The following is an 18,685-nucleotide window of genomic DNA, read 5'->3' as shown; positions in this document are numbered from 1 at the left end:
TCCTCGCTCAGGAACCGCCCGCGAGTCGAAGTGTCGGTGGCCTCATCCACAATCGGAGACATGGACACCATCGTTCTCGTCGTCATCGCGGTGATCGCCGCCGCCCTCGCCGGCGCGCTCGGGTTCGTACTCGGCACGCAGCGCGGCCGCTCGGCCGATGCCGGCAGTCAGGCGGAGGCCGCTGCGGCGCTGCTGCGCGTCGCCGCACTCGAGCGGGATGCCGAGGCGCTGCGCGCCGAGACGGCCGCGCGCGTGCAGGAGGAGCGGGCGCTGGCCGATCGTCGGGTCGCCGAGGCACGGCAGCTGGGCGAGCGGGCGGTGGCGGATGCCCGGCGCGAGGCCGAGGAGCGACGGGAGCACGAGCGCGTGGAGCATGCGCGCCGGCTCGCCGAGATGCGTGAGGAGGCGGATGCCGATGTGCTGGCGGAGCGCCGGCGGGCGACCGAGCGGCTGGAAGAGCTGAAGGCCGATCAGAAGCGCCTCGCCGACGAGTTCGATGCGCTGAGCCGGCGGGCGCTGGAGGCGAACACGAAGGCGTTCCTGCAGCAGGCCGAGGAGCGGCTCAAGCGCAGCCAGACCGAAGGCGCGGCCGAGCTGCAGAAGCGTCAGGACGCCGTGCAGCAGCTGATCGAGCCGATCCAGAGGACTCTCGACACGGTGAAGTCCGAGATGACCACCGCCGAGAGGGCGCGACTCGAGGCGCACGCGGCGCTCGCCGAGCAGCTGCAGATCATGCGGCAGTCCTCCGACGCGCTCGGCTCCGAGACCCGGAACCTGGTCAACGCCCTGCGGGCACCTCAGGTGCGCGGCCGCTGGGGCGAGCTGCAGCTGCGGCGCGTGGTCGAGGCGTCGGGCATGGTCAATCACGTCGACTTCGACGAGCAGATGCATCACAGCACCGACGACGGCGCGCTGCGGCCCGACCTGGTCGTGCACCTCGCCGGCGACAAGCGCGTCGTCGTCGACTCGAAGGTCGCGTTCAGCGGCTACCTCGAGGCGATGGAGGCCACCGACGACACCGTGCGCGCGCAGCGGCTGGCGGCGCACGCCCGCCATCTGAAGAAGCACATCGACGACCTCGGAGCCAAGCAGTACTGGGACGTGGTGGCGGGCTCGCCCGAGTTCGTGGTGATGTTCGTGCCGGCCGAGCCGTTCCTCGCCGCAGCACTGGATCAGGACGCCACGCTGTACGAGTACGCGTTGGAGCGCAATGTGATCATCGCGACGCCGTCGACGCTGATCGCGCTGCTGCGCACCGTCGGGCACGCCTGGCGGCAGGATCAGCTGGCGCAGGAGGCGCAGCAGATCTTCGCGGTGGGCAAGGAGCTGCACAAGCGCCTCGGCACGCTGGGCCAGCATCTGGCGAAGCTGGGCCGCAGCCTCAACTCCACGGTCGACGCGTACAACCGGTTCGCCGGCTCGCTCGATCGCAACGTCGTCACCCAGGCGCGACGCTTCAGCGCGCTGCAGGGCCTCGACGACGTGCTCACCGAGACGCAGCCTGTCGAGGCGCAGGCCGTCGCCCCGCAGAAGAGCGACCTGTACGAACTCGAGACCGGCGACGCCGACTCCCCGGCCGGCGAGGAGCGCTTCGCGAGCGTCGACCTGGGCGAGATCACCAGCCGCCTCGAGTGACTGCGTGCCGTGGGCGAGCGCGGCTCAGCGTTCGAGGGGCACCTCGATGATCTGCGGGCCCGAGATCGCTGACGTCAGCGCCTGGTCGAGGGCGGAGCGGGTGCTCACCTGCAGGAACTGCCATCCGTAAGCGGCGGCGAGCTCTGCGAACTGCGCCGCGTGCGGGGTGTAGAACGCCCGGTCGAGGTCGGCCGGCTCGGCGGAGGAGGCGACTTCCAGGCCGTCGAAGATGGTCCCTCCGCGGTCGTTGCCGACGATCACCTGGATGCGCGGGGCCGGTTCGTCAGCGGGCAGCAGCAGGGCGCCCACGTCGTGCAGGAACGCGAGATCGCCGAGCAGCACGCGAGTCACTCCCGGCGCGCCATCGCCCTGACTGGCCAGGGCGATGCCGATGCCCGTCGCCACCGTGCCGTCGATGCCGGCGAGTCCGCGATTGGCGTGCACGGGCACCTTCTTGCCGCCCAGCACCTGGTCGGCCACCCGCACCAGCCGCGACGACCCGAACACGAGACGGTCATGCGGCCAGGTGGCTCGCCACACGGCATCCGCCAGGATCCGGCGATCCACGCGCTGGCGCACGGCCTCCAGCTCGGCGCGCACCGCATCGAGCCGCTCGGCCCTGTCTTCGGAGTACAGCCCCTTCTGATCCGGCGCGGGGGCGCTGAGGTCGATCGCGCTCTCCTGCGAGGCGGTCATCCACTCTCCCAGCCACTGACGGTCGGCCGCGCCGGCCTCGGCACCGACTGCGGCGACCGCTCGGGTGCGGCCGTTCAGATTCAGCGCTTCGCCACCCGCGCGCACGGCGATGACATCGACGTCGGGGCGGGAGAGCAGAGCTGCGACCTCACGGCTGAGGGTGGGATGCCCGAACACCACAACCCGCTCGATGCGCCCGCCCAGCGACTCCTCCTGCAGCAGGGCGCGGTAGCCGTGCACGAGAAGCCGGCCGAAGCGCGCTCCGCTGACGATTTCGGCGATGAGCGGCCAGCTGCCCGCATGCGACAGCTCCTCGGCATCCGCGCCGGCGTCCGCTCCCGCGACGACGATCGTGCGCGGACCCCGCTTCAGCAGCACGGGCTCGGCTGGCGGCGCCGTCGGCGCATCACCGGGCGTCGCCGTGACCTCTGCCGCGGCCGACAGCGGCGCACGCATGGGCAGGTTGAGGTGCACGGGCCCGGCGACCCCGGCCAGACCATCTCCTTCGAGTCCGAGAGCGGCGCGCACAGCCCGCTCGCCGAGTCCGGTCCATGCTGAGATGTCAGACTCCCCGGGCACCTCGGCATCGATGTGCAGGCGCACGAACGGTCCGAAGAGGCCGGGCTGGACGGTCGCCTGATTCGCCGCGACGCCGCGGAGCTCGGGCGGACGGTCGGCCGTCAGCAGCAGCAGCGGGATGCCCGAGTGGAACGCCTCCATCGTCGCGGGAAGCAGATTGCCGGCGGCGGTTCCCGAGGTGCAGAGCACTGCCACGGGAACCCGGCTCTCGCGAGCGATGCCCAGCGCGGTGAATCCGGCCACTCGCTCGTCGATGCGCACGTGCACGCGCAGGGCGCCCGTGCGCGCCAGGGAGGTCGCGGCGAGCGCCAGTGCCTGCGAGCGCGAACCCGGCGAGAGGACGAGATCGCGGACGCCGTGTGCGACCAGCTCGGCGAGCAGCTCTGCCGCTGCATCGCTCGCGGGCGAGCTGCTCACGAGCGCGGATCCGTGCCGTCGGTCTCGTCGTCGAGACGCGCCAGCTCCTCTTCCAGCTGTCGGATCCGGGCATCCTGCTCGGCCGTGCTCATGCGGCGCAGGGCTGCCGGATCATCGTCGGGTCCGGTCACGAAGTCGCTGACCCGCTCGCCGCGGCGCCGGCGCCCGATCCAGAACCACAGGATGCCGCCGATCACTGGCAGCAGCACGACGATCAGCACCCAGAGGCCCTTCGACACCCCGCGGTGCCGGTCGGCGGGCTGCACGGCCACGTCGACGATGCTGAACACCCAGAAGATGACAGCCAGAAAACCGCCGACGATCAGGACACGAGCCATGCCTCCAGTGTAGTTCGCCGACTCATGCCCCGGCCCGGAGAGCGGCGACGCACAGCAGGTGCCTAAACCCCGCTCGTAGACTGTCGGGGTGAAGCTGCCACCCCTCCTCGTCTACACCGTGCTGCGGTTGCTGGCGTTCGTCGTGCCGCTGGGGATCCTGTGGCTGTTCCCCGTGTTCCGCGAGTACTGGTGGCTCGCCGCCCTGTTCGCCGCGCTGATCGGCATGAGCATCTCGCTGCTGTTCCTGCGTGCCCCGCTGTCGCAGGCATCTCGCGAGATCTACGCCAAGCGCAACCGCGACAAGGGCCCGTCGGATGAGGATGCCGAGGACCGACTCGCCGGCGAGTGACCCCGCGGCCCAGACCCTGCCCTCTCAGCCCGCGGATGCGGGGTCGGTGGCCTTGCCGTCGAGCCAGAGCCTGTCTGACGGATCCGCGTGAGCGCTGTCGGAGCCGACGTGCTTCGCGCTGATCTGCGGGCCCTTCGTGATCACGTGCACGAGTGCCATGCCGTAGCCGCGCGAGAGGTCGTAGTCGGCTTTCAGCCATTCGAGGATCGGAGTGGCCTTGGTGCCGGGCCCGAAGCCCTTCGCGGATGCCAGTTCGATGAACTGCCGCGGGGTGAGGCCCGTCTTCGTCTCGATGTTGTCGAGGTACGCCTGAAACGACATGCTGCTCCTTCTGCGACGTAGGGGTGTGCGGATCACTCTTCCGCCGCCGAGGTCGAGTCCCTAGAGTTTCGACGTGGATCGAAACATGCGCCCGGCCGACGCGCCGCCCGAGGGCATCGAGCATCCCGATCATCGGGTCGATTTCCGCCTCAGTCCCGGCGACATCCAGGCTGTGCGCTTCGGCATCTCGCCGGGCCATGAGCTCGCCCATGCCGTGCGGATCCTGCTGCGGCCGGAGCAGCATCCGCTGCAGTGGGGCTGGCTGCGCAGCGTGCGCGAGAAGCTCCCGCGCGAGCCGTTCGCGCTGCTGACACGGGTGATCGGCGCCGATGGCTACATGCCCGACTTCCTCACGACCGCCCCGCGGTGGGACCTGACGCCGGCCGACGAGCTCGCCGCCCTGCGTACGGCGGCGGTTGCGGGCATCCGGGTCGATCTGGCGAAGATGGTGCTGCGTTCGTCGGGCGAGAGCCAGGCGGCTCTGCGCCGCATGCGCGCCGAACCGGAGCGCGCGCGAGCTCTGATCGCCGACGCCTGGGAGCAGGTGTGGGATGCCGTGCTGGCGCCGGTCTGGCCCCAGCTGGAGCGGCTGCTGCGCGCCGACATCGCCGTGCGCGCCCGCACCATCGCGACCGGCGGGATCGCCGCGATGGCCGGCGGGCTGCACCGCACCGTCCGCTGGAGCGACGGCGCCGTGCGCGTGCAGCTGCGGCGGCACAGCGAAGACGTCGACTGCCGCGGCGGCGGGCTCGTACTCGTGCCCTCGGTGATGTCGTCGTGGGGATGCATGGTGATCACCGAACCCCCGGCGCAGCCGGCTCTGTTCTACCCGGCGCGCGGGGTCACGGCGGGGTGGGCGCGGGACGCCGCCGACCTGGCCGACGCCCTCGGCGCGCTGCTCGGTCCCGTGCGCGCCGGGATCCTCCTGCACGCGCACATCGCCCGGACGACGTCGCAGGTCGCCGCTGACGCCGGGATCGCGGCATCCACCGCCTCCCACCATCTCAGGGTGCTGCGTGACGCCGGGCTGATCACGAGCTCGCGGGAGGGCAGCCGGATGTTGCACCTGCGCAGCCCGCTCGGCGAAGCGCTGGTCGGCGCCGCCCTCTGACCGCCGCTCTGCTCGACCTCAGCCGACGAGAGCCCAGTACACCAGGCCCGCGTACGCGAGCGCCGTGAGCGAGGTGAGTGCGAGCGCGGTGACCAGCTCGCGCGGCTGCCGGTACGTCCAGACGATGATGATCGCCACGAGCCCCGCCAGCAGAGCGAGCATGGCCAGCCAGGCGATCGGGTAGAGCAGCGCGATCCACGCGGCGAGCACGAACGGAGTCAGCACGAACAGAGTGAACAGCGCCTGGGTGGCACGCTTGCCGATCAGCACCGTGAGGGTGCGCTTGCCGACCGCGCGGTCCTGGTCGATGTCGCGCAGGTTGTTCGCGAGCAGCACCGCACAGGCGAAGAGCCCGGCAGCGACCGCCACGACCCAGGCGACGACGGGCAGCTGCTGCACCTGCACCCAGGTGGTGCCGAGGGTCGCGACCAGACCGAAGAACACGAAGACGAAGAGCTCCCCCATCGCGTTGTAGCCGTACGGGCGCTTCCCGCCGGTGTAGAACCACGCGGCGACGATGCACAGGGCACCGATGATCAGCATCCACCACTGCTGCGATCGGATGACGATCGTGAGGCCGACCAGCGCCGCCAGGGCGAAGAAGACGAGGGCGACCGTGAGCACCCGTCTCGCGGGGACACGCCCGGAGGCGGTCAGGCGGGCGGGACCGACGCGGTCGGCGTCGGTGCCGCGGATGCCGTCGCTGTAGTCGTTGGCGAAGTTCACGCCGATCTGCAGCAGCACCGCCACGGCCAGGCAGGCGAGCGCGATGACCCAGTGGAAGAGGTGGTCGACGGTCTGCGCCGCGCCGGTGCCGAGCACGACCGGGGCGACGGCCAGCGGCAGGGTGCGCAGACGGGCGGCGCCGATCCAGTCCTTCGCGGTCACCGGCGCGAGGGCGAGCACCGGGCGCTTCGCCGGGTTTCCGCTGGGGCGGCGCCGCTGCTGCGGACGGCGCTTCTTCGTCTTCTTGGAGGATCCTGCCACGGCAGAGATCCTACTGTCCGCGCCTCTGCCCGCCGCCGCTTCCCGCGATCAGGCGGGACTGACGATCGGCCGGCGCTCGTAGAAGGTCTGCAGCACGACGGTGGTGCGGGTGCGGACGTTGGCCGCGATGCGGATGTCGCGGACGAGCTGCTCGAGAGCGCGGGGAGAGGCCACCCGCACGAACAGCATGTAGGCGGCGTCGCCCGCGATCGAATGGCACGCCTCGATCGCGCTGAGGTGCTCGAGCAGCTCGGGGGCGTTGTCGGGCTGCGCGGGATCGAGTGGGGTGATCTCGATGAAGGCCGACAGCGGCGCCCCCACCTGCTCGGGGTCGAGCACCGCCTGGTAGCCCGCGATCACCCCGCGCGACTCGAGTCGCTTGAGCCTCGACTGCACCGCAGACGTCGACAGCCCCACCGCCTCGGAGAGCTGGGCCAGAGTGGCGCGCCCGTCGCGGGAGACGGCGGCGAGGATCGCGTGATCGACAGCATCATCCATAGATGGAATAATAGAGGTGAAGCATGCCCGTCACCGGAAAATTTCCGGCCTGTTACCTGATCGGAGGGTTCGATGTCCACCATCACCAGCGCCACCCAGAGCATCATCGGCGAGCCCGAGGTCGTGGAAGACGCATCGACCGCCGAGCACAGCGCCGCCTGGACGCTGCTGAAGGACGCCGCGATCGCGATGCGCCCGCTGCAGATCAAGGACGGCTCGATCCCGAACGCCGACGACCGCGAGGCTGCGGCCGGTCACGTGGCGGCGATCATCTCGGGCATCCGGGCCCTCGCCCCCGCCTTCCCACACGACGCGGCCTACCTCGACGCCCTCGTCGTCGACTTCCAGCGCTGGGCCGACGACGGCTTCGGCGTGCCCGACTTCCTCGACTCCCTGGTCGCCTTCCAGCCCCAGCAGCACCGCATCGACGGCATCCGTCACCTCGTCGTCTTCCCGATGTACACGCAGAACGGGTCGAGCGACCGCCTCGTCGAGGCGCTCATCGTCGAGACGATCTGGCCGGAGTTCATCGCCGAGCTCGAGGCCGGCGACTACGGCAACAAGCTGTTCGTCTCGCTGCGACTCGTCGACTTCACCCCCGGCTACGACACCAACTCGGCCGTGCTGTTCCCCGAGACCGTCGCGATGCGCGAGATCCCCTCATTCACCTGGGGCGCGATCTTCCAGGACCGTGAGGCCGCGCGGTACCGCCGCGTCGTGCGCGCGGCATCCGAGATCACCAACCTCGACCTGCCCGAGCGCGCGAAGGCGATGCTCGACGACCAGCAGATGACCGAGAAGACATTCGTGATGTGGGACATCATCCACGACCGCACCCACATGCGCGGTGACCTGCCGTTCGATCCGTTCATGATCAAGCAGCGGATGCCGTTCTTCCTCTACTCGCTCGAGGAGATGCGCTGCGACATGACCGCGTTCCGCGAGTCGGTGAAGATCGAGCGCGCGTTCGACGCCCGCATCGCCGCCGGTGAGACCCTCACCGAGACCGAGCAGGAGATGCACGACTACGCGCACCTCGTGCAGTACGCGGTGATCTTCGACCGCATCTTCCGCTTCGCGATCACCGGCACCCGGGTGCGCAACTACGACGCGGTCGGCGGTCAGCTGCTGTTCGCGTGGCTGCACCAGCGCGGCGTGCTGCACTGGACCGACACGGCTCTCGCCTTCGACTGGGACAACGTGCCGGACGCGGTCGTCGCCCTCGGAGACGCGATCGACGACCTGTACTGGCACTCCATCGACCGCCCGAAGGTGGCGCACTGGCTGGCCGCGTACGAGCTGGTCCGCGGCACGCTCACCCCGCACCCCGCCTCGCAGTGGGCTCGCGGCCTGTCGGACGAGATCCTCGCCGGTGCCCCCAAGGGCTACACGGACGCCGTGATGGACGACGAGTTCCCGCTGTCGATGTTCTTCGAGACGCTCGACAAGAAGATGAAGCCGGTCATCGAGTCGACCGTGGGCATCCGCGGCACCGACGACTGACACTCATCGGAGTGGGCGGGAGACTCTCCAGCACGGATGTCTGCGCCGAATACGGATGTCGGCGCAGACCGGCGTGATCCGCCGACATCCGTGCATTCTGCCGAAATCTGTGCACGAGAAGGAGCGACTCATGAGCATCCACCGCACCGTCGTCCTCGCCGGCGCCACCAGCGAGGCGGGACTCGCCGCCGCCACGGCGCTGATCGCAGCGGGCGCCCGGGTGATCGCCACCGGCCGCTCGGAGGAGCGACTCGCCGCGCTTCGGGATGCCGGGGCGCAGACCGAGATCGCCGACGCCACCTCGTTCGACGAGATGAACGCCCTGGCAGAGAGGCTCGGCCCCGTCGACGCGGTGATCCCGCTCGTCGGCGGCTGGCGCGGCGGAGGCGGACTTGCGGGGCAGAGCGATGCCGACTTCGACGCACTGCTGCCCGCTCTGCAGGCGGTGCGCGCGACGAGCCGCGCGTTCGATGCGGCGATCAAGGCGTCGGATGCCGGTCGCTTCGCGATCGTCTCGTCGACGGTGGTCACCCGCCCCCTTGCAGGCGGGGCGAACTACGCGGCCATGAAGGCCGCAAGCGAGGCATGGACGCGGGCGGTCGCGCAGGGCTACGCCAAGGCGGCACGGGATGCCGGTGATGATCTGCGCGCGGCATCCGTCGTGTTCCGCGCTGAAGGCGCTCTGCAGGCCGACGCCCTGTCGCGGGCAGTGGTTGCGCTGTGGGATGAGGATGCCGCCGCGCTGAATGACACGGTCATCGCGCTGAGCTGAACCGGCGACCCCGGCACGCCGTGTCGCTCACGCCCGTTCCTCGGCATCGACCGGCGCAGGCTCGGGCCCAGGCTCGGCCGCCCGGGCGTACAGCTCGGTGAGCCGGCGGTAGGAGCGGGTGAAGAACGCCATCCCCGCCGCGACGACCATGATCAGACCGGCGAATAGGCAGATCAGCGCGATGCCGCGCGCCTCGCCCTCTCCCAGCAGCCAGCCCCACTGCATCCGCCCCGCGTCACTGCGCATGTACGGGATGATCAGGAACTCGGCGAGCGGCGCGATCAGGAACGCGGTCACCGGAGCGGCCGCCGCTTCGACCGCCTGCGCCATGCCGAAGACACGACCCTGCCTGGAGTACGGGACCACCTTCTGGATCACGGTCTGCTCGGCCGCCTCGACGGGCGGCACCATCATCATGTACAGCCACATGCCGACCACGAACAGCGGCCACCACTCGCGCACCATGAACACCGCCCCGAGCACGCCCATGCCGGCCACGACCAGCAGCATGGTGCGCACCGGGCGGCGGCCGAGCCCGAACTTCGCAACCAGCCCGCCGCCGATGAGGAACCCGGTGGAGGCGAACGCGAGCACGATGCCCCACATCTGGGCGGAGAAGAGGGTGAGCCCGTACGGGTCCATCAGCGCCAGGTAGACGCCGCCGATGAGGTTGTTGAAGGTGGAGAAGATGATCAGGGCGAACAGACCGGGAGCCGCCCGGATGGCCTTGAGGCTGCCGTGGAAGTCGAGTGCGCTCGGGGCGTCGAGATCGGGCTGCGGCTGCTCTTCGGGGATGCGGATGACGAGCAGGTGGGCGAAGGTCAGCCCCATGGCGACGATCGAGATGACCAGGGTCCAGCCCATGCCGAGGAAGCCGATCGACAGACCCGAGAACACGCTGGTGATGAGGAACGCGATGCCCTGCACCGTGCCAACCAGGCCGTTCGCATTGGCGTGCTTCTCTTCGAGGATCAGCAGCGTGACGGTCGTCGACAGGGCGATGCTGCGCAGCTGCTCGACGACGCCGCCGACGAGGATGATCAGCGCGAACGCCCAGAACCACGGCCCGGTGATGTCGAGCAGCGCGGTCTCGGGCTGCCATAGGTACAGCACCCCTGCGGCGCCGAACGCGACGGCGGAGACCACACTCGAGATCACCATGACCGTGTGCTTGCGGTAGCGGTCGACGATGGTGCCGAACACCATCGAGAAGAACGCGATGAGCAGCATGTACGCGCCGCCGATGACACCGGTGGCGAGCACCGACTCGGTCTCGATGTAGACCCAGAAGGTGAGCGCGAACCAGAGGAAGCTGGTCGTCACGTTGGCGATCAGCGTGTTGACGAGCACGTTCGTGAAAGCCCGCGTCTTCGCCGTTTCGCTCACGCGATCGAGGGTAATCCGCACCACCGACATCCGACAGGGGTGGCTCCGGATCTGCATACCCTGCCGACCACTAAAATCAGACGGTGAGCACTCTGCATGACACCGCCGTCCGCGGCTTCGCATCCGACAACTACTCCGGCATCCACCCCGAGGTGCTGGCCGCGATCGCCGCCGCGAACGGCGGCCACCAGATCGCATACGGCGAAGACCAGTACACCGAGCGCCTGCAGCAGGTCATCCGCGGTCACTTCGGCGAGAGCGCCCAGGCGTTCCCGGTCTTCAACGGCACCGGCGCGAACGTCACCGGCCTGCAGTCGATGCTGCCCCGCTGGGGGGCGGTGATCTCGGCGTCCACCGCCCACATCAATGTCGACGAGGGCGGTGCCCCCGAGCGCATCGGCGGCTTCAAGCTGCTCACCGTGCCCACCGGCGACGGCAAGCTCACCCCCGAGCTCGTCGACCGCGAGGCCTGGGGCTGGGGCGACGAGCACCGCGCGCAGCCGCTGGTGGTGTCGATCACCCAGTCGACCGAGCTCGGCACTCTCTATACGGTCGACGAGATCAAGGCCCTCGCCGACCACGCGCACGAGCGCGGGATGAAGCTGCACCTCGACGGCGCACGCATCTCGAACGCGGCTGCAGCCCTCGACGTGCCGCTCAGCGCCTTCACCACCGACGCCGGCGTCGATGTGCTCAGCTTCGGCGGCACGAAGAACGGGGCGATGCTCGGTGAGGCGATCGTGGTGCTGAATCCGGATGCCGCCGACGGCCTGCTGTACAGCCGCAAGTTCAACATGCAGCTGTCGTCGAAGATGCGCTTCGTGTCGGCGCAGCTGATCGCCCTGCTCGATGGGGATCTGTGGCTGCGCAACGCCCGGCACTCGAACGCGATGGCTCAGCGGCTGCGCACCGAGGTCGAGCACGGCATCGCCGACGGGAGCATCAAGGGCGTCGGCTTCACGCAGCCCACGCAGTCGAACGGCGTGTTCGCGACGCTGCCCGACGGCGTCGCCGACCGTCTGCGCGAGAAGTTCCGCTTCTACGACTGGGATGCCGCGCGCAACGAGGTGCGCTGGATGTGCTCGTTCGACACCCAGGAGTCCGACGTCGACGCGTTCGTCGCCGAGCTGTCGCGCCTGACGACCGCCTGACCTGCTCTCGGCCCGTCGCCGAGACCCCGTCTTATTGCCGAGACCCCGTGCTGTTGACGTCCACAGCACGGGGTCTCGGCGATAACTGGGGGGTGTCGGTCGCCGAGATGGCTGTCAATGGGCATCCGGATGCCCGGGACCGAGCCTCACGCGGCGGGCGAGCCCATCCACTCGCGATACGCGTCGACCGTGAACGGGCGGCCGAGGAAGGCCTCGACCAGGTCAGCGGCATCGCGTCGGCCGCCGGGTTCGAGGATCTCGCGGCGGTAGCGCGACGCCGAATCCGCGTCGAGCAGCCCGGTGAATCCGGTGAGCAGATCGCGCGCGATCACGAGGCTCCACTGGTACGTGTAGTAGCACGATCCGTAGCCCGTGAGGTGGCCGAACGACGCGTACGAGTGCGTGCCGGGCAAGGTGCGCACGGGCGTCGAGACCTCGTACCAGTGGTCGGTCGCCGTGGCGAGATCTGCGGGCCGGTCCATGTGCAGGTGATACGAGACGCGGGCGTGCCCGAGCTGCGTGCGCACCAGCAGTGCGCGACCGAATGCCTCCGCCTCCCGCATCCGCTCGACCAGCGCGGCAGGGATCGGCTCGCCCGAGTCGTCGGTTGCGAAGGAGGCCAGCACCTCGGCATCCCACACCCACTCCTCGAGCATCTGGCTGGGCGCCTCGACGAAATCCCACTCGGTGGCGACACCCGAGAACGGCGCCCACTTCTGATCGCCGCCGAGGATGTCATGCACGAGGTGCCCGAACTCGTGGAAGAACGTCTGCACCTCACGGTGCTCCATGAGCCCGCGCGGGAAGTTGCACACCAGCGACGCCTCGGGCAGCACCCGCCCTCGCACGCCCGGTGCGAGGGGGAAGCAGGCGGCGTGGTTGAACTTGCCCTCGCGCGGGTGCAGATCGAGATGGATGCGTCCGATCCGCTCACCCGCACGGATCACGTCGTACGAGCGCACGTCACTGTGCCAGGTCGGCACGTCGACGGGCTCGTACTCGACGTCGAACAGCCGGCCGGTCGTCGACAGCAGCCCGCCGAGCACGCGCTCGAAGTCGAGGTAGCGGCGCACCTCCTGCGCGTCGACCGCAAAGCGCTCTTCGTGCAGGCGGTTCAGGAGGTAGTGCTGGTCGGCGTTGGTCACCTCGGTCGCTTCGGGATGCTCTTCGCGCAGCCGCTCGAGAAGCATGCCGTACTCGGTGTCGGCCGCAGCGCGGGTGGCCTCGTCGACCTCCGCCAGGAATGAGGCGACCCGGGCAGCGGATCCCGCCATGCGGTCTTCGGTCTCGTAGTCGGCCCAGCTGGCATAGCCGAGCATCTCGGCGTGCTGCTGGCGCACCTGCAGCAGCTCGGCGAGCACGGGGTCGTTCTCGGGCCAGGCGAGCTCGCTGCGCGCGACGCGCAGAGCCGTGCGGGTTGCGCGGTCGCGGGCGTAGTTCATCACGGCCATGACATCGAGGTTGTCGGTCGAGACCGCGACGAGGCCATCGTCGCCGACAGGCCGACCGGCGAGGAAGTCGTCGGGAAGGCCGGCGAGATCCTCTGGCGCGACCCGGATCTCCCGCCGTCCCTCGCGGATGTTGCGGGCGAACGTGACGCCGAGGTCGGTCTCGCGGGCGGCGAACTCCCTCAGGCGCGCGCGGGTCTCGGCATCCCGGTCGGCTCCGCCGCGACGGAAGTCACGCTGGATCCGCTCCAGCAGACGCGCGGCGTCGGCGTCGAGACCGGTCGCGTCGGCGGCGGCGAAGACGGCCGCGAGCTCGGCATCCGTCATCAGCTCGGCGTCTTTCGCCTGCGAAGCGGCGGTGCGCGACTCGGCGCCCTCGCGCACCGCGCGGTCGGGGTGCACCTCGGCGAGCACCTCGGCCTCGCTGTGCGCGCTGCGCAGCGCGATCTGCAGGTCGTTCCACAGGTGCAGGATCTCGAGCGCGCTGCGCGAGCCGCCGTCCTTCAGACGGGCGACGATCTCGTCGACCTGCGCGAGGCGCTCGTCGGTGCGGGTGGTCGCGAAGGCGAGCCAGTCGTCAGATGCGGCGGGGAAGGCGATGGGGTCGGTCACCCGACCGAGCCTAACCGCGCGGCGCGTTCGGGGCGGGCCTGGCGTCTTCGCCCCTGCTCATCATCGCCGCCCCTGCTGATTCACGTGAATCAGCAGGGGCGGGGCAGCTCAGCAGGGCCGAGGACGGTCGGGTCAGAGCGCCGACTCGGCCAGCCACTCGGCATCGGCGCCGCGGTGGTCATCGTCCATGAACTCTTCGGGCACGCTCTCGAGCACGCGGTGCCACGATTCTGCTCGGGCGACGGCGGCGAGCCGGTGAGCTGCCGGCAGCGCGGCGCGCAGCTCGGCCATCGGCGCGAGGTCGCTCCACACCTCGAGCGCAGCGTCGGCGATGGCGAGCACGCGCGGATCGCTCTCGGAGGCGTGGATCGAGTTCGCGTAGACCGCGAGCGGGATGCGCAGGGCCGCCAGCGGGCTGGATGCCACGGCATCGCCGAAATCGAAGAAGCGCGCTCCGTGCTCGCCGACGAAGGCGTTCGCGTCGTGAAGATCGTTGTGATTCAGGGCCAGCGGCAGGCCGAGCGCCGCGATCTGGTCTCCCGCCGCGCCGACGACGTCGACGGCCGCATCCGCACCCGCGCGGAGGTCGGCGGGGATGCGCCATTCATCACGCGCGCGGGTCAGGTGATCGCGGATGCCCGCGGGGTCGAGCACCGTTAGATTCATCTCGACGAGCATGGGAACCGAGGCGCGGGCCAGCAGCATCGCATCGTGCAGCAGCGTCTCCCATCCGACGGCGGCACCCGCGGCGAGCGCTTCGCGCCAGGTTCGGCCCGCGTCGCGGGTGAGCAGCAGGTCGCGATCCTCGTCGAGCGCGACGGGCTCGACGAGGAGGTCCGGCGCGATCCGCGAGAGCACCGAGACGACGCGCGCCTCGTGCTGCTGGCCCGGGCAGTTCTGCTTCGCGTAGAAGGTGCCGTTGTCGGCATCCACCCGCCAGACACCCGACCACGGGCGGTCCTTGACCCGCACGAGAGAGCGCACCGCACCGGTGTGCGGCGCGATCCACTCGCGCAGGTCGCGCTCGAACTCGGGGCTCTGCCAGACCTCGGGCGTCCAGTTCATCTCAGCGCAGCAGACCGAGGTGCGCGAGGGCTTGGCGGATCAGCGTGCCGCGACCGCCCTCGAGATCCGCCGCGAGCGCATCGGAGGCGGCTTCCTCGGGTGAGAACCAGGTGACCTCGAGGGCATCCTGCCTCGGTTCGCACGTACCGGTCACCGGCACCACGAAGGCGAGCGAGACGGCGTGCTGGCGGTCGTCGTGGAAGGCGCTCACGCCGGGGATCGGGAAGTACTCGGCCACGGCGAACGGCGCGGGCGACGCGGGCAGCAGCGGGAACGCCATCGGGCCGAGATCGTTCTCGACGTGCCGGAACAGCGCGTCGCGGATGGTCTCTCCGTACCGCACGCGACCGGACACGATTGTGCGAGTGATCTCACCGAGCGGCGTGGAGCGCAGCAGCACGCCGATCGAGGTGACCTGTCCCGACCCGTCGGTGATGACGGGGACCGCCTCGACGTACAGCATGGGCAGGCGCCGTCGCGCCTCCTCAAGCTCGATGTCGGAGAGCCAGCCCGGGTTCGCGTCGACCGGCCGCGCGCCGTCGAAGCCGAAGTCGTCGTCGGGCTCGGGGCCGGGATCAGGAGTGCGCACCGCCATGGCTCATTTCTACCAGCGTCGGGGCGATCGACCGCACGTCGATGCGATCGATTCCGCCGACGTCCGAGGCGGCTGGCAGGATGGCCTCGTGACAGTCTCGATCGATCCGTCCGTGACCCTGTGGTCGCCCGAACCGCGCGAGGGCAAGCCTCTTCTCGTGCTGCTGCACGGCTACGGGGCCGACGAACGCGACCTGTTCGGGCTGATCCCCTACCTGCCCGAGGGCATCGCGGTCGCGGCCGTCGGCGCTCCGCTCACACCGCCCTGGCCGATGCCGGGCCGGTCGTGGTACGCGATCGATTCGCTGACCACTCGGGATGCCGTGGGCATCACCACGGCGGCCGAGGCGCTGCTCGCATGGCTCGCCGAGGCTGCGGCCGACGCGAGCTCGGTGGCGCTTCTCGGGTTCTCCCAGGGCGCGGCCGTCTCGCTGCAGGCGCTGCGTCTGCAGCCATCGCGGATCGACGCGGTCGTGGCGTTGAGCGGGTACGCCGCCGTGGGCGAGCTGCCGAACGACGCTGTGCTGCAGGAGCAGCGTCCACCGGTGTTCTGGGGACGCGGAACACACGACGATGTGATCCCGGCCGGCCTGGTCGAGCACACCGCCCAGTGGCTGCCGGCGCACTCCGAGCTCTCCGGACGCGTCTACCAGGGACTCACCCACTCCATCTCTGAGCAGGAGCTCACCGACGTGCACGTCTTCCTGTCGCAGTGGAAGGACTCGGTCGAGAAGAAGACCGCGTGAGCGCGACACGCCCGGGTTGCGCTTCTTCGCGAGGCGGGGGTAATCTCGCAGAGTCCTGTCCGCCGTGTCTGGAAGTCCCTTGATCTGATTCGTCGCCTCTCCGCGTAACTCATCCACGCGCTGATCCGACGAACCCGCCTTCCGGCAGGACCCGCTCCGAATTCGAGCCCCTCTTCGGGCTCTTCGATCCGACGTCGTCCGACGTCTCTCGCGAAGCCCTCTTCGTCGGCATCCGCGCACCCCACTTCCGGGAGTCGCTCATGTCATCACCGAACATCTTCACCACCGCCGCCGTCACGCTCGACCGGGTCTCCTTCGCCTGGCCAGACGGCTCCATCGCTCTCGACGCCGTCAGCGGCTCGTTCGGATCCGGTCGCACCGGGCTCGTCGGGCGCAACGGTGCCGGCAAGTCGACGCTGCTGCACCTGATCGCGGGCGAGCTGTCCCCGGCATCCGGGCAGATCCTGCGCTCCGACGAGGTCGCCCACCTGCCGCAGCGTCTCACCCTCGAGACGGATCGACGGGTCGCCGACCTGCTCGGGATCGCCGCTCCGCTCGACGCGGTGCGCGCGATCACCGCGGGCGACGTCGACCGCGCGCACTTCGACGCCGTTGGCGACGACTGGGACATCGAGGCTCGAGCCGAGGCATCCCTCGCCGAAGCCGGACTCGACCCGTCGTTCCTCGACCGCACCGTCGGAGAGCTGTCGGGCGGCGAGGCCGTGCTCGTCGCGGTCGCGGGCATCCGGCTTCGTCGTGCCGCGATCACGCTGCTCGACGAACCCACCAACAATCTCGACCGCGAGGCGCGGCTGCGACTCGCCGACATGGTGCGCACGTGGAAGGGCGCGCTCATCGTGGTCAGCCACGACGTGTCGCTGCTCGAGCTCATGGACGACACCGCGGAGATCTACGGCAGCGAGCTGAGCGTGTTCGGCGGACCTTACTCGCAGTGGCGAGCGTGGCTGGATGCCGAGCAGGGCGCAGCTCGCCAGGCCGAGCGCGATGCGGCGCAGGCGTATCGGAAGGAGAAGCGGCAGCGCATCGAGGCCGAGGCGAAGCTCGCCACCCGTGCGCAGATGGGCCGCAAGGCGTTCGATGAGAAGCGCATGCCGAAGATCATCGCGAACGGCCGCAAGATGGCCGCGCAGGTGTCGGCCGGCAGGCTGCGCAACGAGGTGCGCGGCAAGGAGGACGCCGCGCATCAGGCCCTCGACGCGGCCGGTCGTCGCGTTCGCGATGACGACACCATGAGGATCGACCTGCCCGATCCCGAGCTGTCGGCGTCGCGGCGCATCGCCACCATCGGCGACGGGGAGCGGTCGTGGATCGTGCAGGGGCCGGAGCGGGTGGCCCTGGTCGGCCGCAACGGGGTCGGCAAGACCACGCTGCTGCGCCGGCTGGTGGCATCCGGGGCTGACAACTCCGGAGATCGGGGCGGATCTGACCAGGAATCAGCTGTCCCGGCGCAGATCCGGCCGATTCTCCGGAGTTCCGACGCGCACACCGACCGCATCGGGTACCTCTCGCAGCGGGTCGACGGGCTCGACGATCGGGCCTCGGTGGTGCAGAACATCGCGGTGGCGGCGCCGCACGTGCCGGACAGGGAGCTGCGCAACCGGCTGGCACGGTTCCTGATCCGCGGAGCGACCATGGATCGGGCCGTCGGCGATCTCTCAGGTGGCGAGCGGTTCCGGGTCGCGCTGGCGAAGGTGCTGCTCGCCGAGCCGGCGCCGCACCTGGTCATGCTCGACGAGCCGACCAACAACCTCGACCTCGACACCGTCGACCAGCTGGTCGAGGCACTGCGTGCCTACCGCGGAGCCGTGCTGATCGTCAGCCATGACGATCAGTTCCTGGAACGGCTGGGACTGGATCTCACCCTCGAGCTGGATGCCGAGGGCCGGTTCAGCGAGGTCGGCTGAGGACCCGGCCTGCGGCGCGGAGGGCGGCCGGGACACCCCCGGCCGTCCTCCCGCCCTCCGCTCAGCTGCGCCGGCTCGAGCGCATCGCCCGCTTGTGCTCGATCGACGGATCCGCGGCGAGCGCCGCATACTCCTCGGAGTCGCGCGGGAACATCGCGACGCGGCCCTGCTCGTCGTGGTGCGTGCCCCAGCCATAGCGCTTGCTCAGCGGCGACGCGCGCAGGCAGGCCTGACCCTTCGAGAAGAACTCGGCCCTGGCATCCGCATCAGCCGGGTCGATGCCCTTGCGCAGCGCGTGCGTCTCGAACAGCAGGTCGTCTGAGGTGCGCGTGTACGGCTCGTCGCTGAGCAGCCGGTAGTGCAGGGCGGCGATCGAGAGGTTCTCGGCGATCGGAGGCTCGACGCCGTACTCGACTGGACAGTCGTCGCTGACCTCGATGAACGTGTTGACGTAGTTCGTCGTGTGCGTCATGCGGCCAGCATCCCCTACCCCTCCGACCTTGTCGAGAGCAAGGCAGGGCTCGATGTCGGAAGGTGGCGTCAAGATGGAGG

General features: G+C 70.0%; 18 protein-coding genes. 8 read left to right on the top strand and 10 right to left on the bottom strand.

All coding sequences use genetic code 11. From position 1 onward, the window contains the following. The first annotated feature begins 60 nt into the window (after window positions 1-60). Window positions 61-1,635, top strand: coding sequence for a DNA recombination protein RmuC (rmuC, locus tag V2S04_RS03415; protein WP_413637096.1), 1,575 nt, complete (start codon window positions 61-63; stop codon window positions 1,633-1,635). A 24-nt stretch (window positions 1,636-1,659) separates the two neighbouring features. Here the strand turns inward: rmuC and menD are convergent, their stop codons facing one another. Beyond that, window positions 1,660-3,327: a 2-succinyl-5-enolpyruvyl-6-hydroxy-3-cyclohexene-1-carboxylic-acid synthase gene (menD, locus tag V2S04_RS03410; RefSeq protein WP_413637095.1), complete on the bottom strand. Its 1,668-nt coding sequence runs from the start codon at window positions 3,325-3,327 to the stop codon at window positions 1,660-1,662. Then, on the bottom strand, window positions 3,324-3,665 hold the full coding sequence (locus V2S04_RS03405) for a PLDc N-terminal domain-containing protein (protein ID WP_340086185.1): 342 nt from the start codon (window positions 3,663-3,665) through the stop codon (window positions 3,324-3,326). Before V2S04_RS03405 ends, menD begins: the two co-directional genes overlap by 4 nt. A gap of 88 nt (window positions 3,666-3,753) precedes the next feature. On the opposite strand from V2S04_RS03405, the gene V2S04_RS03400 reads away from it, so the two are divergent. Beyond that, window positions 3,754-4,014, top strand: coding sequence for a DUF4229 domain-containing protein (locus V2S04_RS03400; RefSeq protein WP_413637094.1), 261 nt, complete (start codon window positions 3,754-3,756; stop codon window positions 4,012-4,014). Window positions 4,015-4,038: 24 nt separating this feature from the next. Here V2S04_RS03400 and V2S04_RS03395 read toward each other — a convergent pair whose 3' ends face one another. Continuing rightward, a complete protein-coding gene (locus V2S04_RS03395) occupies window positions 4,039-4,335 on the bottom strand; it encodes a DUF4287 domain-containing protein (protein WP_413637093.1) in 297 nt (98 codons plus the stop codon). Window positions 4,336-4,408: 73 nt separating this feature from the next. Between V2S04_RS03395 and V2S04_RS03390 the strand changes: the two genes are divergently transcribed. Then, window positions 4,409-5,446, top strand: a complete 1,038-nt coding sequence (locus V2S04_RS03390; RefSeq protein WP_413637092.1) for a DUF5937 family protein — start codon at window positions 4,409-4,411, stop codon at window positions 5,444-5,446. 18 nt (window positions 5,447-5,464) lie between these two features. Here the strand turns inward: V2S04_RS03390 and V2S04_RS03385 are convergent, their stop codons facing one another. Further along, a complete protein-coding gene (locus V2S04_RS03385) occupies window positions 5,465-6,433 on the bottom strand; it encodes a 1,4-dihydroxy-2-naphthoate polyprenyltransferase (RefSeq protein ID WP_413637091.1) in 969 nt (322 codons plus the stop codon). Between the two features lie 48 nt (window positions 6,434-6,481). After that, entirely contained in the window at window positions 6,482-6,931 is a 450-nt protein-coding gene (locus tag V2S04_RS03380; RefSeq protein WP_099196615.1) for an Lrp/AsnC family transcriptional regulator, read from the bottom strand. A gap of 72 nt (window positions 6,932-7,003) precedes the next feature. Between V2S04_RS03380 and V2S04_RS03375 the strand changes: the two genes are divergently transcribed. After that, window positions 7,004-8,434 (top strand): DUF6421 family protein, encoded by a 1,431-nt coding sequence (locus V2S04_RS03375; protein ID WP_413637090.1) that lies wholly within the window; start codon window positions 7,004-7,006, stop codon window positions 8,432-8,434. 130 nt (window positions 8,435-8,564) lie between these two features. Beyond that, complete coding sequence (locus V2S04_RS03370) at window positions 8,565-9,206, top strand: SDR family NAD(P)-dependent oxidoreductase (RefSeq protein ID WP_413637089.1); 642 nt, start codon at window positions 8,565-8,567, stop codon at window positions 9,204-9,206. A 27-nt stretch (window positions 9,207-9,233) separates the two neighbouring features. Here the strand turns inward: V2S04_RS03370 and V2S04_RS03365 are convergent, their stop codons facing one another. Continuing rightward, window positions 9,234-10,592 (bottom strand): MFS transporter, encoded by a 1,359-nt coding sequence (locus V2S04_RS03365; protein ID WP_413637088.1) that lies wholly within the window; start codon window positions 10,590-10,592, stop codon window positions 9,234-9,236. 83 nt (window positions 10,593-10,675) lie between these two features. Between V2S04_RS03365 and V2S04_RS03360 the strand changes: the two genes are divergently transcribed. Further along, window positions 10,676-11,743 carry a threonine aldolase family protein gene (locus V2S04_RS03360; RefSeq protein ID WP_413637087.1) on the top strand — a complete coding sequence of 356 codons (1,068 nt, stop codon included), beginning with the start codon at window positions 10,676-10,678 and terminating at the stop codon, window positions 11,741-11,743. Between the two features lie 146 nt (window positions 11,744-11,889). Here the strand turns inward: V2S04_RS03360 and V2S04_RS03355 are convergent, their stop codons facing one another. The 3 genes from V2S04_RS03355 to V2S04_RS03345 all read right to left on the bottom strand — a co-directional run bounded on the left by V2S04_RS03355 (window position 11,890) and on the right by V2S04_RS03345 (window position 15,463). Continuing rightward, window positions 11,890-13,803, bottom strand: coding sequence for a M3 family metallopeptidase (locus V2S04_RS03355; RefSeq protein WP_413637086.1), 1,914 nt, complete (start codon window positions 13,801-13,803; stop codon window positions 11,890-11,892). Between the two features lie 132 nt (window positions 13,804-13,935). Beyond that, on the bottom strand, window positions 13,936-14,868 hold the full coding sequence (locus V2S04_RS03350) for a hypothetical protein (protein WP_413637085.1): 933 nt from the start codon (window positions 14,866-14,868) through the stop codon (window positions 13,936-13,938). 1 nt (window position 14,869) lies between these two features. Next, window positions 14,870-15,463 carry an NUDIX hydrolase family protein gene (locus tag V2S04_RS03345; protein WP_071641561.1) on the bottom strand — a complete coding sequence of 198 codons (594 nt, stop codon included), beginning with the start codon at window positions 15,461-15,463 and terminating at the stop codon, window positions 14,870-14,872. 88 nt (window positions 15,464-15,551) lie between these two features. On the opposite strand from V2S04_RS03345, the gene V2S04_RS03340 reads away from it, so the two are divergent. Together V2S04_RS03340 and V2S04_RS03335 are read left to right on the top strand one after the other, a co-directional pair. Next, a complete protein-coding gene (locus V2S04_RS03340) occupies window positions 15,552-16,208 on the top strand; it encodes an alpha/beta hydrolase (protein ID WP_413637084.1) in 657 nt (218 codons plus the stop codon). Window positions 16,209-16,468: 260 nt separating this feature from the next. Beyond that, window positions 16,469-18,133 (top strand): ABC-F family ATP-binding cassette domain-containing protein, encoded by a 1,665-nt coding sequence (locus V2S04_RS03335; RefSeq protein WP_413637083.1) that lies wholly within the window; start codon window positions 16,469-16,471, stop codon window positions 18,131-18,133. A gap of 61 nt (window positions 18,134-18,194) precedes the next feature. On the opposite strand, the gene V2S04_RS03330 is transcribed toward V2S04_RS03335, so the two are convergent. Beyond that, the gene (locus tag V2S04_RS03330) at window positions 18,195-18,605 is read right to left on the bottom strand and encodes a DUF6157 family protein (RefSeq protein ID WP_313480074.1); all 411 of its coding nucleotides are present in this window, start codon (window positions 18,603-18,605) and stop codon (window positions 18,195-18,197) included. Window positions 18,606-18,685: the final 80 nt, after the last annotated feature.

The sequence above is a fragment of the Microbacterium sp. OR21 genome (assembly GCF_047306785.1).
Classification (GTDB): domain Bacteria; phylum Actinomycetota; class Actinomycetes; order Actinomycetales; family Microbacteriaceae; genus Microbacterium; species Microbacterium esteraromaticum_E.
The sequence above is the reverse complement of the archived record's forward strand: the minus strand, read 5'-3'. Positions and strand labels throughout refer to the sequence as shown.

What these genes read in the sequence shown, in the direction of transcription:
- V2S04_RS03370 (WP_413637089.1), top strand. Translation starts at nt 8,565, where the DNA reads ATGAGCATCCACCGCACCGTCGTCCTCGCCGGCGCCACCAGCGAGGCG.
- V2S04_RS03330 (WP_313480074.1), bottom strand. Translation starts at nt 18,605, where the DNA reads ATGACGCACACGACGAACTACGTCAACACGTTCATCGAGGTCAGCGAC.
- V2S04_RS03395 (WP_413637093.1), bottom strand. Translation starts at nt 4,335, where the DNA reads ATGTCGTTTCAGGCGTACCTCGACAACATCGAGACGAAGACGGGCCTC.
- V2S04_RS03335 (WP_413637083.1), top strand. Translation starts at nt 16,469, where the DNA reads ATGTCATCACCGAACATCTTCACCACCGCCGCCGTCACGCTCGACCGG.
- rmuC (WP_413637096.1), top strand. Translation starts at nt 61, where the DNA reads ATGGACACCATCGTTCTCGTCGTCATCGCGGTGATCGCCGCCGCCCTC.
- V2S04_RS03375 (WP_413637090.1), top strand. Translation starts at nt 7,004, where the DNA reads ATGTCCACCATCACCAGCGCCACCCAGAGCATCATCGGCGAGCCCGAG.
- V2S04_RS03405 (WP_340086185.1), bottom strand. Translation starts at nt 3,665, where the DNA reads ATGGCTCGTGTCCTGATCGTCGGCGGTTTTCTGGCTGTCATCTTCTGG.
- V2S04_RS03380 (WP_099196615.1), bottom strand. Translation starts at nt 6,931, where the DNA reads ATGGATGATGCTGTCGATCACGCGATCCTCGCCGCCGTCTCCCGCGAC.
- V2S04_RS03350 (WP_413637085.1), bottom strand. Translation starts at nt 14,868, where the DNA reads ATGAACTGGACGCCCGAGGTCTGGCAGAGCCCCGAGTTCGAGCGCGAC.
- V2S04_RS03345 (WP_071641561.1), bottom strand. Translation starts at nt 15,463, where the DNA reads ATGGCGGTGCGCACTCCTGATCCCGGCCCCGAGCCCGACGACGACTTC.